The organism is Streptomyces bicolor, from assembly GCF_000719285.1.
GTDB classification, from domain to species: Bacteria; Actinomycetota; Actinomycetes; order Streptomycetales; family Streptomycetaceae; genus Streptomyces; species Streptomyces bicolor.
Genome location: NZ_JOFS01000017.1, coordinates 93,325 through 105,478 on the forward strand (window position 1 = coordinate 93,325; position 12,154 = coordinate 105,478).

Genomic DNA, 12,154 nt, shown 5'->3' on the forward strand with positions numbered 1-12,154 from the left:
GGCTCCGGTTGGTTCGGGGGCCGGATTTCCGTGTGGCAGCAAACACGCATTGACCGCAAGCACGCAATTGACCGCAAGCACGCCTTGCCCGCAAACACACCCCGAGTCCCGTCACGCCGTTCGCATGCAGTTATCCACAGGCCCGGTGCGGAAGAGCCGATCGCGGGATACTGAGGGCGCGAAGAACGACAGGGCCGGGACACGCTCGGCCGAATGCCAAGGCACACGGGGGGCCGGGGACGTGGAGGACAGGGTGCGGGTGGTCATCGCCGAGGATTCGGTGCTGCTCAGGGAGGGACTGACCCGGCTTTTGACCGACCGTGGGCACGAGGTCGTGGCGGGCGTCGGAGACGGCGACGCGCTGATCAAGACCATCACCGAGCTGGACGGACAGGGCGAGCTGCCGGATGTGGTGGTGGCGGACGTGAGAATGCCGCCGACGCACACCGACGAAGGAGTACGGGCTGCCGTACAGCTGCGCAAGTCGCACCCCGGGCTGGGGGTACTCGTACTGTCGCAGTACGTGGAGGAGCGGTACGCCACCGAACTGCTGGCCGGTTCCAGCCGCGGAGTCGGCTATCTGCTCAAGGACCGCGTGGCGGAGGTTCGCGAGTTCGTGGACGCGGTCGTGCGGGTGGCGCAAGGGGGGACGGCCCTCGACCCGGAGGTCGTCGCCCAGCTGCTGGGCCGAAGCCGTAAGCAGGACGTGCTCGCGGGGCTGACTCCGCGGGAGCGGGAGGTCCTGGGACTCATGGCCGAGGGGCGGACCAACTCCGCGATCGCCCGGCAGCTGGTGGTGAGCGACGGCGCCGTCGAGAAGCACGTCAGCAACATCTTCCTCAAGCTCGGGCTGTCCCAGAGCGACGGTGACCACCGCCGTGTTCTGGCGGTCCTCACCTACCTGAACTCCTGACGGTCTGACACCGTGTCAGATAACGGGGCTCCGGCGGAGCCCAGAACCGAAGAACGAGCGGGGAGCGTCTTGTAAGCAAGCGCCGGGGGGCGTGGAAATCATGACAAGTCAGGGTGGGGAAGCGTCTCAAAATCATGTCCGTCATGCGAATGGTCCCGGGAGGGCGACCTCTGCGGACGTAGGGTTGATCCTGGGAAGGCTTGCGGGAAGGCCATGCCCAGACAGCCGCCTCGAAGGAGGGCCAGTTCAGTGACCAGCCAGGTCAGTAGCCCAGCGGAGCAGGCCGACGAAGCCGTCGTGGGAGAGCAGCGCAAACCGGCAGGGACGAAGGACGTCCGCCGGCTGGACCGGGTGATCATTCGTTTCGCGGGAGACTCGGGCGACGGTATGCAGCTCACCGGCGACCGCTTCACCTCGGAAACGGCGTCCTTCGGCAACGACCTGTCGACGCTGCCGAACTTCCCGGCGGAGATCCGCGCCCCCGCCGGCACCCTGCCGGGCGTGTCCTCCTTCCAGCTGCACTTCGCCGATCACGACATCCTGACGCCGGGCGACGCGCCGAACGTGCTGGTCGCGATGAACCCGGCGGCGCTGAAGGCCAACATCGGCGATCTGCCGCGCGGCGCGGAGATCATCGTCAACACGGACGAGTTCACCAGACGGGCGATGCAGAAGGTGGGCTACGACAGCAGCCCGCTGGAGGACGGTTCGCTCGACGGTTACAGCCTCCATCCGGTGCCGCTGACGACGCTGACCGTCGAGGCGCTGAAGGAGTTCGACCTCACCCGCAAGGAGGCCGAGCGCAGCAAGAACATGTTCGCGCTGGGCCTGCTGAGCTGGATGTACCACCGCCCGACCGAGGGCACCGAGAAGTTCCTGAAGTCGAAGTTCGCCAAGAAACCCGACATCGCGGCCGCCAACATCGCCGCCTTCCGCGCGGGCTGGAACTTCGGCGAGACGACGGAGGACTTCGCCGTCTCCTACGAGGTCGCCCCGGCGGCGAAGGCCTTCCCCGTCGGCACCTACCGCAACATCTCGGGGAACCTCGCGCTGTCCTACGGGCTGGTCGCCGCGTCTCGCCAGGCGGACCTGCCGCTGTTCCTGGGCTCGTACCCGATCACCCCGGCCTCGGACATCCTGCACGAGCTCAGCAAGCACAAGAACTTCGGCGTACGGACCTTCCAGGCCGAGGACGAGATCGCCGGTATCGGCGCGGCGCTGGGAGCGGCCTTCGGCGGTTCGCTCGCGGTGACCACGACGTCCGGTCCGGGCGTAGCCCTGAAGTCCGAGACCATCGGCCTCGCGGTGTCGCTGGAGCTGCCGCTGCTGGTGATCGACATCCAGCGCGGCGGGCCCTCGACCGGTCTGCCGACCAAGACCGAGCAGGCGGACCTGCTGCAGGCGATGTTCGGCCGCAACGGCGAGGCACCGGTGCCGATCGTCGCCCCGCGCACACCGGCCGACTGCTTCGACGCGGCTTTGGAGGCGGCGCGGATCGCGCTGACGTACCGAACACCCGTGATGCTGCTCTCCGACGGCTATCTGGCCAACGGGTCGGAGCCCTGGCGCATCCCGGAGCTGGACGAGCTGCCGGACCTGACCACGCAGTTCGCGCAGGGGCCCAACCACACCCTGGAGGACGGCACCGAGGTCTTCTGGCCGTACAAGCGGGACCCGCAGACCCTCGCCCGGCCGTGGGCGATCCCGGGCACGCCGGGTCTTGAGCACCGGATCGGCGGGATCGAGAAGGAGGACGGCACGGGCAACATCTCGTACGCCCCGGCCAACCACGACTTCATGGTCCGCACCCGTCAGGCCAAGATCGACGGCATCGAGGTGCCCGACCTGGAGGTCGACGACCCGCACGAGGCGAAGACGCTGGTGCTGGGCTGGGGATCGACGTACGGCCCGATCACGGCCGCGGTGCGCCGGCTGCGCAACGCCGGTGAGTCGATCGCGCAGGCGCATCTGCGCCATCTGAACCCGTTCCCGAGCAACCTGGGCGTGGTACTCGGGCGCTACGAGAAGGTGGTGATCCCCGAGATGAACCTCGGCCAGCTCGCCACTCTGGTCCGCGCGAAGTACCTGGTGGACGCCCACTCGTACAACCAGGTCAACGGCATGCCGTTCAAGGCGGAACAGCTCGCCAAGGCTCTCAAGGAGGCCATCGATGCCTGAGACGTCCGCGGAAGGCACGGGCACGATCGAGGCGCTCTCGCTCGTCCCCAAGGCCGAGGCCCGCCAGTCCATGAAGGACTTCAAGTCCGATCAGGAGGTGCGCTGGTGCCCCGGTTGCGGTGACTACGCGATCCTCGCCGCGGTACAGGGCTTCATGCCGGAGCTGGGCCTGGCCAAGGAGAACATCGTCTTCGTCTCGGGCATCGGCTGTTCGTCTCGCTTCCCGTACTACATGAACACATACGGGATGCACTCCATCCACGGCCGCGCGCCCGCGATCGCGACGGGCCTGGCCACGTCGCGCCGGGACCTGTCGGTATGGGTGGTCACGGGCGACGGCGACGCGCTGTCGATCGGCGGCAACCACCTGATCCACGCCCTGCGCCGAAATGTCAACTTGAAGATCTTGCTGTTCAACAACCGGATCTACGGCCTGACGAAGGGCCAGTACTCCCCGACGTCCGAGGTCGGCAAGATCACCAAGTCGACACCGATGGGCTCGCTGGACGCACCCTTCAACCCGGTATCCCTCGCGATCGGCGCGGAGGCGTCCTTCGTGGCGCGCACGGTGGACTCCGACCGCAAGCACCTCACCCAGGTCCTGCGCGAGGCGGCCGCCCACAAGGGCACCGCGCTGATCGAGATCTACCAGAACTGCAACATCTTCAACGACGGCGCCTTCGAGGTCCTCAAGGACAAGCAGCAGGCCGAGGAGGCGGTGATCCGCCTGGAGCACGGGCAGCCGATCCGCTTCGGCACCGACGACGGTTCGCGCGGCGTCGTACGGGACGCACAGACGGGTGACCTGAAGGTCGTCACGGTGACGCCGGAGAACGAGTCGCAGATCCTGATCCACGATGCCCACTCCGCATCCCCGACCACAGCCTTCGCCCTGTCCCGCCTGGCCGACCCGGACACCCTGCATCACACCCCGATCGGCGTGTTCCGCTCGGTGGACCGTCCGGTGTACGACACACAGATGGCCGACCAGCTGGACTCGGCGATCGAGCAGAACGGCAAGGGTGACCTGGCGGCCTTGCTGGCGGGTGGGGACACCTGGACGGTCGTGGGCTGACCGGCGCGTTCGAACACGGCGGAGGGCTTGGGTGTCGTACGGCGTCCAAGCCCTTCGCCCTGTACGCCGTCAGGCGCTGGGGATGTCCCTCTTGGCTCGGACCAGGGTCTCGCGGGAGATGACGACGATGCGCTCATAGTCGGCCCGGGCGGCGTCCGCCGGGAGCTGCGCGTCCAGGTCCTCGGTCCGGTCCGTGCCGATGACCGCGAAGTCCCCGTCGCTCAGCTCGAAGATGTCCGGGCAGGTCTCTCCGGTGACGCTGCCTCGCTGACGGGGGGAATCTCCGATGCGACGGACGATTCTCAAGGACACGCGCGGGCTCCCTCTGCGCTCACAACCTCCCACGGCGGACTCCCCGAGCCCGCCGAGAGACGATTGAGGGCAGCACGCAGCGGAAGGCCACTGAATCTGACAGTTCGTCAACTGGAAGCCAGGAAAAGCGCCTTCCGCGTACCTGCGCAGGCGCGAGATCGTACCCAGCCGACTGTAGAAGTATGCACATTTCCGTGAGATTGAGTAACTCTTGGTAATCATGTCTGCATGTCGACACCCCGCTTGGCGTACCGGGGTGGTCGATCACGTCGCCGAGTCCGGCGATTGCGGCCCGTCGCCGTCGCCCACCACCCACCACTCATCCGGGTCATCGGCCAGCTCTTCCATCAGCACGTCCACCGCCCGTCCCACCGTGGCCTCGAGCGATTCATGGGGAAGGCTGAGGCGGTGCTCCGCCGTGCGTCGCCAGTAGTCGGCGAACACCGGGTTGATGCTGAGCACCCTCAGATGCCCGATCAGCTCGTCCCAGTCGAACAGGCCGATGCGATGCGCCAGGAGCACCGTCGCATACTCGCGGTTCGCGAAGAGCAACTGCCGGCGCTGCCGCTCCGTCACCGCCTTGAGCGTGCTCAGCGTCTCTCCGAGGGCCGGGTCGTCCATCGCCTCGCTCGACTGCTCCATGACCAGGCGGTGGTACTGGATCAGATTCGCGTAGTGGATCTCGGACCTCAGACGGGCCAGTTCCCGCACGAGACCCAGGACAAGCTCCTCCTGGTGCCGTCGTCGACGGAATCCGGCCCGCATCGCCAAGCCGATCCGCCGCAGAGGTGGCATCAGAGTGGGCATGTCAACCCCCGTGTCAGGCAGCCCCTTCCTCCTGTCCGCGGCGTTGCGGGCGGCGCGAGGACCGGTGCGCGGTGGACTCGAAAGACCGCCTCCAGCATGCCCGGCAGTTCAAGTCGGAGCGGGAGGCGGAGAGGGGGCGCACGGAAGGACGTGAGGCTTACGTCGACCGGCGCCCTGACATACGTGTGCCCCGCAGGCGCCGCCCGCATTCGTTCATTCGGCTCCGGCCGAGCCCATCATCGCTGCTCAGAAGCGCTCTTCCGCGCGTCGTACACCTCCCGCGCCTTCTGCACCTCCGCCATCCGCTCCTCGGTCCGCAGCGCGAGCCCGCGCACCTGTTCCGCCGCCTCGCGGCCCAGGTCGGTCAGGGAGTAGTCGACCCTGGGCGGGATCACCGGCTTGGCGTCGCGGTGGACGAGGCCGTCGCGTTCCAGGGTCTGGAGGGTCTGGGTCAGCATCTTCTCGCTGACGCCCCGGCCTCCCCAGCGGCTGATCGCGCGGCGCAGTTCGCTGAAGCGGTACGGGCGCTCCAGGAGCTCGATCAGGACCAGGACACCCCATCGGCTGGTGACATGCTCCAGGACCAGGCGGTACGGGCACATCTCCTCGCCGGTGCCGTACTTGCCGGTCGGCACGGCTGTCATGGTGTCCACAGTACTTACTGTCATGCCAGTACCTTACTTCAAAGTGGGTACTTTCGCATAGTTAGCGCCTCTCCTAGGGTTAGTGCCATCGCACCCCACAAGGAGTTCTCCTCATGAGCATCGTCGTCACCGGAGCCACCGGAAACCTGGGCCGCCACGTCGTGGAACAGCTGCTGGAGAAGGTTCCGGCCGACCAGGTCACCGCCGTCGTCCGCACCCCCGAGAAGGGCGCCGACCTCGCCGAGCGCGGCGTGAAGATCGCCGTCGCCGACTACAACACCCCCGAGACCTTCGACGGGCTGTTCGCGGCCGGAGACAAGGTGCTGCTCATATCCGGCAGCGAGGTCGGCAACGACCGCGTCGGCCAGCACAAGGTCGTCATCGACGCCGCCAAGGCCGCCGGCGTCGCACTGCTCGCCTACACCAGCGCCCCCGGCAGCCTCACGGCCGCCCTCGCCGACGACCACCGGGGCACCGAGAAGGCGCTCCTGGAGTCCGGTCTGCCGTACGCGCTGCTGCGCAACGGCTGGTACCACGAGAACTACACCGAGAACCTCGCCCCGGTTCTGCAGTTCAACGCGGTCACCCACGCCGCCGGCGAGGGCCGCGTCTCCTCCGCCTCCCGCGCCGACTACGCGGCCGCCGCCGTCGCCGTACTCACCGGCGAGGGGCACGAGAACAAGACGTACGAGCTGGGCGGCGACGTCGCCTGGAGCTTCGCCGAGTACGCCGCCGAGCTGAGCCGGCAGACCGGCAAGGAGATCGCCAACAACCCCGTCTCCGTCGAGGCCTTCACCGGCATCCTGACCGGCGCCGGGCTGCCCGGACCGCTCGCCGCGATCCTGGCCGGCGTGGACGCCTCCGTCGAGAAGGGCGAGCTGGTCGTCGACAGCGGGGACCTGTCCCGCCTGACCGGCCGTCCGACCACGCCCCTCGCCGACGCGATCGCCGCCGCGGTCAAGAACTGAGCCCGGCGCGACCGAGGCGCACGTCGAGAGCCGCACCCCCGCGTGTCATGACCGTATGGCGATACGGACATGACACGCGGGGGCGTTCGGCGTTACCTTCGTGCAGGCCGTCGCGTTCGCGCGGCCGGGTGAGGGCGCGAAGGAGGGGCCGTGAGCGGGAAGTCGCAGAGTGAGCGGCGCGCAGGACTGCTGAACGGCTTCGCGGCGTACGGGATGTGGGGGCTCGTTCCCCTCTTCTGGCCCCTGCTCAAGCCCGCCGGGGCGGTCGAGATCCTCGCGCACCGGATGACCTGGTCCCTCGTTTTCGTGGCGGTCGCCCTGATCGTCGTACGGCGCTGGGCCTGGGCGGGTGAGCTCATACGGCAGCCTCGGCGGCTGGCCCTCGTCGCCGTGGCCGCGGGTGTGATCACCGTCAACTGGGGCGTCTACATCTGGTCCGTGAACACGGGCCATGTGGTGGAGGCCTCGCTCGGGTACTTCATCAATCCGCTCGTCACCATCGCGATGGGCGTGCTGCTGCTGAAGGAGCGGCTGCGGCCGGTGCAGTGGGCGGCGGTCGGGGTCGGCCTCGCGGCGGTGGTCGTGCTGACCGTCGGGTACGGGCGGCCGCCGTGGATCTCCCTCGTCCTCGCCTTCTCCTTCGCCACCTACGGGCTGGTGAAGAAGAAGGTCAACCTCGGCGGCGTCGAGTCGCTGGCCGCCGAGACCGCGATCCAGTTCCTGCCCGCCCTGGGGTATCTGGTCTGGCTGTCGGCGCGCGGGGAGTCGACGTTCACCTCGCAGGGGCCGGGACACGTGGCGCTGCTCGCGGCCACGGGTGTCGTCACCGCCCTGCCGCTCGTCTGCTTCGGCGCGGCCGCGATACGGGTGCCGCTGTCGACGCTGGGGCTGTTGCAGTACCTTGCGCCGGTGTTCCAGTTCCTGCTCGGTGTCCTGTACTTCCATGAGGCGATGCCGGCCGAGAGGTGGGCCGGGTTCGCGCTGGTGTGGCTGGCGTTGACGTTGCTGACGGCAGACGCGATGCGCTCCGCTCGGCGGGGCCGGGTGGGCCGGCTCAGCGTGCCGCGGGTTGAGAAGCCGGCGTCCGCCGCGGTGGACGCCTGAGCTGGGGGCTGCCGCCCCCAGACCCCCGCTTCGGCCCTGAAGGGGCCTCGTCCTCAAACGCCGGACGGGCTGAGTTCGCCTGGACCGGCGTTGAGAGTGACCGACCGACCGGCGATTCCCATTGCGGCCCGCTCCCCCTCCCCCTATGAGTGGTCGCATGACACAGCCAACACAGGCCCCCGGAACCGCACCCGCCCCCCTCCACTGGAAGCTCGTCATCGACTGCGCCAACCCGCAGTCGCAGGCCGACTTCTGGGCCGCCGCGCTGCATTACGAGGTCGAGGACAACAACGCCCTCATCGAGCGGCTGCTGGAACTCGGCGCGCTGCCGCGTGAGGCGGTCGTCGAGTTCCATGCCCGCCTCGCCTTCCGGGATCTGGTGGCCGTGCGGCATCCGGACGACCCGTATGACAAGGACAGGGGGACCGGGCTCGGGCGGCGGCTGCTGTTCCAGCGGGTGCCCGAGGCGAAGAGCGTGAAGAACCGGCTCCATCTCGATCTGCACGCGGCGGCCGGGGAGCGCGAGGCCGAGGTCGGGCGGCTGGAGAGGCTGGGAGCGAGTGTGCTGCGGCACGTGAAGGAGCCGGGCGGGGAGTGGGCGGTGATGGCGGATCCGGAGGGGAACGAGTTCTGCGTGCAGTGAGGAACGAACGCGGAGCGCAGGGTTTTCCCTATAGGAACTTCCAGTCCGAATAAGGCTCTTGACGGAGAGTCAGGCACGCGCCGACCATCCAGGCACCCCATTCACTGTGGATCCCCTGTGGTGACCCCACGGGGGTCCCCCTGGAATTCGGAGCCCCCCACATGAAGCTCTCCGTCTCCTGGCGTGCGTCGGCGGCCGCCGCGGTCGCCACCGCCACGCTGCTGACCAGCGGGTCCATGGCCGGCGCGGCATCCAAGGCCGACGTCGAGGCCGCCGCCGCGCCCGACATACCCGTGACGAACGTCAAGGCCCACCTCACCCAGCTGCAGTCCATAGCCACCGCCAACGGCGGCAACCGCGCCCACGGACGCCCCGGCTACAAGGCCTCGCTCGACTATGTGAAGGCCAAGCTGGACGCCGCCGGGTACACCACGACCATCCAGCAGTTCACGTCCTCCGGCCGTACCGGCTACAACCTCATCGCCGACTGGCCCGGCGGCGACACCAACCAGGTCGTCATGGCCGGCTCGCACCTCGACAGCGTCTCCTCCGGCCCCGGCATCAACGACAACGGCTCCGGCTCGGCGGCCGTCCTGGAGACCGCGCTCGCCGTGTCGCGGGCCGGCTACCAGCCCACCAAGCATCTGCGGTTCGCCTGGTGGGGCGCGGAGGAGCTGGGGCTCGTCGGCTCGCGCTACTACGTCAACAACCTCTCCGCCGCCAACCGCGCGAAGATCAGCGGCTATCTGAACTTCGACATGATCGGCTCGCCCAACCCCGGCTACTTCGTCTACGACGACGACCCCGCGATCGAGAAGACCTTCAAGGACTACTACGCCGGCCTCGGCGTCGCGACCGAGATCGAGACCGAGGGCGACGGCCGCTCCGACCACGCACCGTTCAAGAGCGCGGGCGTGCCGGTGGGCGGGCTGTTCACGGGGGCGAGCCGCACGAAGACGGCGGCACAGGTGGCCAAGTGGGGCGGTACGTCGGGGCAGGCCTTCGACCGCTGCTACCACTCGTCCTGCGACACCACGTCCAACATCAACGACACCGCCCTCGACCGGAACAGCGACGCCGTGGCGTACGCGGTGTGGGAGCTGTCGGAGTGACCCGCTGATCCCCTGATCCGCGGAGCCGCTGACTCAATCCACGGGCGGTTCGGCCGACTTGGCGGCACGAGTGGCGAGCCGGTCCATGCGGGCGCGGGCCGACTCCAGCTCCTCGATGTCCGCGGCGGCCGGACCGCCCTCGGTCGCTAGCTGCTCGGTCCACAGGCCCAGCAGCTCCCGGCCCAGGTCGAGCCCCAGCGCCGGGTCGCGTACGGCCCGCCAGGCCGTGGCCGCGCCATGGAGGCTGCCGTACGCCGCATCCGCGTCCCCGATGCGGTGGTGCGTCCGGGACACCTCGAGGGAGAGACGGAAGGCCTGCACCGGATCGCCGGTCAAATAGGCGATGTACGCGGCGAGTTCACGGATCCACAGCACCTCGGCATGCGCCTGCCCCAGCACCGCGGACGCCTCCGCCACGGCCCGCTCCGCGAGCTCCGCCGCCTCCGTGGTCCGCCCCGCCGTCACGGCCTCGTGGATCCGGGCCACTTGCTCGGCGAAGGGGGAGGCGTCGGCGGTGGGCGCGGGTCGCCCGTCCCCGAGAACGGCTTCGGCCACGGCGTCGAAGCCTCGGGGTGGCGGGGTGGGGTCGGGGTCGGGCTCCGAGAGGAGGAGGGGGTCGCGCTCGGGCGCGGAGTGACGGGCGGGGGCGGAGTCACGGGCAGGGGTGGAGTCACGGGCGGGCAGGGGTGTGGGTTCGCGTACGTGGTCCGGCGCCTGGTCGACCCTGGGCACACCTGGGGTCGGGCCGCCGGGAATCGGCATGCCGACTGGCGGTACGTCGGCCTGCGGTACGTCCGTCGGCAGCGGCCTCGCGTCCATGGGCGGCGGTGGGCCGAACTCCCCCAGCGGCGGCGCGACCGTGCCGGGCACCCTGTCCTGCACCGGCCCGGACAAGGTGCGCATCCGGAACGTGGGCGGGGCGTCCTGCGACGGGTCCTGCAGGGGTCGTAGGACATGGGTAGGCCTGTCCCGATACGGAGTCGCATCCGGAGCGGGCGGAGCAGGCGGGGTCTCCGACGCCGACTGAACGGGTGACGCGGGCGGCATGGACGACGCCGGCGGCACCACGGGATGCCGTACGGCATCGGCATCTCCTGGCAATGCCTGTTCCCCCGGCGAGGCCGTGCGCTCCGCCGACGGAACCGTCCGTTCCACCGGGGGAGCCGTCCGTACGGGATCAGCCGTGAACCGGCTGGAGCCGTCCGCGTCCACCAGGAGCGGGACGACGTAACCGATGCGCTCGTCGTGGACCGTGGCATGCACGGGGTGGCCGGAGGCGAGGGCGATGCGCTGGAGGTGGGTCAGGACAACGTGCTGGATCTCCTCGCCGGGGGCCGCGGCGACGGGTACGCCGCCGATCGACGCGCCGCTCGCGCCCGGACCGACGGCGGGGACGCGCACGTCGATCGGCGCGGCCGCGGGGGCCGCCGAGGCCGCGGCGCGCTTCTGTTCCCGCTTCTTCGCGCGGCTGAGTCGAGACATCGCTTCCCTCACTCGCATGCGTCGGGGGACGTCGCGGACGGCGGGTTCCGGTTCCATGGTGCTCCCTGCCGCCGTCCGCCTGGCTTCCCCGGCGTCACGATCCGGTCGTACAGGCCGGACCCGCGCTTCGGACCCGGCCTGCACCTCGTACACATATTGTCGAGTCTCTCCGGACGCGGGCGGCGCGGACGTCACCGTGGCGTCACAGACTCGTTCCAGGAGCTTGTGCCACGTCACAGCGTTCTCATGCCTGGCGCCAAGATCGGTGGCGTGACGAGGGAGGAGTGCGGGCATGCGGACTGACATGCACGTGCAACAGGGGCAACCGGAACTCGGACCGGAGATCTGGATCCGCGGGCCGGTGGCCCTACCGGACGACCCCCCGCCCTCTCCCGCCGCCGACACGCCCCGGCGCTTCTCCTGGGTCGGCACACACGGTGGGGCGGGTGTCTCCACGCTCGCCACGGTGTACGGCGGCCACGACTGCGGGCACGCCTGGCCGGGGCCCGCCGACCCGCCGTCGGTACTGCTCGTCGCCCGCACGCATGCGACCGGGCTGGCCGCCGCCCTGAACGCCCTCGAGGTCTTCCGGCGCGGGGAGGCGCCACACGGTCTCGACCTCAATGCCGTGGTCCTGGTCGCGGACGCGCCGGGACGACTTCCGCGGCCACTCGCCGAGCGCGTCAAGGTGATCGAGTCGGTCATCGATGTGTACCGGGTGCCCTGGGTGCCCGCTTGGCGGCTCGGCGATCTGACCGGGAAGCCACCTCGGGAGGCGGATGCGCTGGCGCGGCTGACGGGGCGGTCTCGCTGAGGCGGGGCGGGGTGCGTCGGTCGGGGCGTTCTCGCTGAAGCGGGGCGGGGTGCGTCGGTCGGCGTGGTGACTCCGCGGAAGCTTGCGAGGCCCTTACGGGGG

At 69.6% G+C, this 12,154-nt stretch carries 12 protein-coding genes; 8 read left to right on the forward strand and 4 right to left on the reverse strand.

What is annotated here, in order from left to right:
- The first annotated feature begins 253 nt into the window (after nucleotides 1–253).
- From IF78_RS0122595 to IF78_RS0122605, 3 genes are all read left to right on the forward strand, one after another.
- The gene (locus IF78_RS0122595) at nucleotides 254–913 is read left to right on the forward strand and encodes a LuxR C-terminal-related transcriptional regulator (protein ID WP_280514411.1); all 660 of its coding nucleotides are present in this window, start codon (nucleotides 254–256) and stop codon (nucleotides 911–913) included.
- 249 nt (nucleotides 914–1,162) lie between these two features.
- A complete protein-coding gene (locus IF78_RS0122600) occupies nucleotides 1,163–3,091 on the forward strand; it encodes a 2-oxoacid:acceptor oxidoreductase subunit alpha (protein ID WP_031477943.1) in 1,929 nt (642 codons plus the stop codon).
- Nucleotides 3,084–4,166: a 2-oxoacid:ferredoxin oxidoreductase subunit beta gene (locus IF78_RS0122605; RefSeq protein WP_031477945.1), complete on the forward strand. Its 1,083-nt coding sequence runs from the start codon at nucleotides 3,084–3,086 to the stop codon at nucleotides 4,164–4,166. The genes IF78_RS0122600 and IF78_RS0122605 overlap by 8 nt, the downstream gene beginning before the upstream one ends.
- 69 nt (nucleotides 4,167–4,235) lie before the next feature.
- On the opposite strand, the gene IF78_RS0122610 is transcribed toward IF78_RS0122605, so the two are convergent.
- The 3 genes from IF78_RS0122610 to IF78_RS0122620 form a co-directional block, all read right to left on the reverse strand.
- A complete protein-coding gene (locus IF78_RS0122610) occupies nucleotides 4,236–4,472 on the reverse strand; it encodes a hypothetical protein (protein WP_031477947.1) in 237 nt (78 codons plus the stop codon).
- Nucleotides 4,473–4,742: 270 nt separating this feature from the next.
- Complete coding sequence (locus IF78_RS0122615; protein WP_037640992.1) at nucleotides 4,743–5,285, reverse strand: DUF6082 family protein; 543 nt, start codon at nucleotides 5,283–5,285, stop codon at nucleotides 4,743–4,745.
- A gap of 236 nt (nucleotides 5,286–5,521) precedes the next feature.
- Nucleotides 5,522–5,953: a winged helix-turn-helix transcriptional regulator gene (locus IF78_RS0122620; RefSeq protein ID WP_031477951.1), complete on the reverse strand. Its 432-nt coding sequence runs from the start codon at nucleotides 5,951–5,953 to the stop codon at nucleotides 5,522–5,524.
- 89 nt (nucleotides 5,954–6,042) lie between these two features.
- Between IF78_RS0122620 and IF78_RS0122625 the strand changes: the two genes are divergently transcribed.
- The 4 genes from IF78_RS0122625 (at nucleotide 6,043) to IF78_RS0122640 (ending at nucleotide 9,756) form a co-directional block, all read left to right on the forward strand.
- The gene (locus IF78_RS0122625) at nucleotides 6,043–6,897 is read left to right on the forward strand and encodes an SDR family oxidoreductase (RefSeq protein WP_031477952.1); all 855 of its coding nucleotides are present in this window, start codon (nucleotides 6,043–6,045) and stop codon (nucleotides 6,895–6,897) included.
- Nucleotides 6,898–7,047: 150 nt separating this feature from the next.
- Nucleotides 7,048–8,001 (forward strand): EamA family transporter RarD, encoded by a 954-nt coding sequence (gene rarD / locus IF78_RS0122630; protein ID WP_031477954.1) that lies wholly within the window; start codon nucleotides 7,048–7,050, stop codon nucleotides 7,999–8,001.
- A 157-nt stretch (nucleotides 8,002–8,158) separates the two neighbouring features.
- Nucleotides 8,159–8,644 (forward strand): VOC family protein, encoded by a 486-nt coding sequence (locus IF78_RS0122635; RefSeq protein WP_031477956.1) that lies wholly within the window; start codon nucleotides 8,159–8,161, stop codon nucleotides 8,642–8,644.
- A gap of 161 nt (nucleotides 8,645–8,805) precedes the next feature.
- The gene (locus IF78_RS0122640; RefSeq protein WP_031477957.1) at nucleotides 8,806–9,756 is read left to right on the forward strand and encodes a M28 family metallopeptidase; all 951 of its coding nucleotides are present in this window, start codon (nucleotides 8,806–8,808) and stop codon (nucleotides 9,754–9,756) included.
- 33 nt (nucleotides 9,757–9,789) lie between these two features.
- On the opposite strand, the gene IF78_RS0122645 is transcribed toward IF78_RS0122640, so the two are convergent.
- Nucleotides 9,790–11,238, reverse strand: coding sequence for a tetratricopeptide repeat protein (locus IF78_RS0122645; protein ID WP_031477958.1), 1,449 nt, complete (start codon nucleotides 11,236–11,238; stop codon nucleotides 9,790–9,792).
- Nucleotides 11,239–11,530: 292 nt separating this feature from the next.
- Between IF78_RS0122645 and IF78_RS0122650 the strand changes: the two genes are divergently transcribed.
- Nucleotides 11,531–12,052 carry a DUF6668 family protein gene (locus tag IF78_RS0122650; RefSeq protein WP_031477960.1) on the forward strand — a complete coding sequence of 174 codons (522 nt, stop codon included), beginning with the start codon at nucleotides 11,531–11,533 and terminating at the stop codon, nucleotides 12,050–12,052.
- The last annotated feature ends 102 nt before the right edge of the window (nucleotides 12,053–12,154 follow it).

Bases quoted from the DNA above. Each gene is read 5' to 3' on its own strand.
- IF78_RS0122605 (WP_031477945.1), top strand. From the start codon at position 3,084: ATGCCTGAGACGTCCGCGGAAGGCACGGGCACGATCGAGGCGCTCTCG.
- IF78_RS0122615 (WP_037640992.1), bottom strand. From the start codon at position 5,285: ATGCCCACTCTGATGCCACCTCTGCGGCGGATCGGCTTGGCGATGCGG.
- IF78_RS0122620 (WP_031477951.1), bottom strand. From the start codon at position 5,953: ATGACAGTAAGTACTGTGGACACCATGACAGCCGTGCCGACCGGCAAG.
- IF78_RS0122625 (WP_031477952.1), top strand. From the start codon at position 6,043: ATGAGCATCGTCGTCACCGGAGCCACCGGAAACCTGGGCCGCCACGTC.
- IF78_RS0122635 (WP_031477956.1), top strand. From the start codon at position 8,159: ATGACACAGCCAACACAGGCCCCCGGAACCGCACCCGCCCCCCTCCAC.
- IF78_RS0122640 (WP_031477957.1), top strand. From the start codon at position 8,806: ATGAAGCTCTCCGTCTCCTGGCGTGCGTCGGCGGCCGCCGCGGTCGCC.
- IF78_RS0122645 (WP_031477958.1), bottom strand. From the start codon at position 11,238: ATGTCTCGACTCAGCCGCGCGAAGAAGCGGGAACAGAAGCGCGCCGCG.
- IF78_RS0122650 (WP_031477960.1), top strand. From the start codon at position 11,531: ATGCGGACTGACATGCACGTGCAACAGGGGCAACCGGAACTCGGACCG.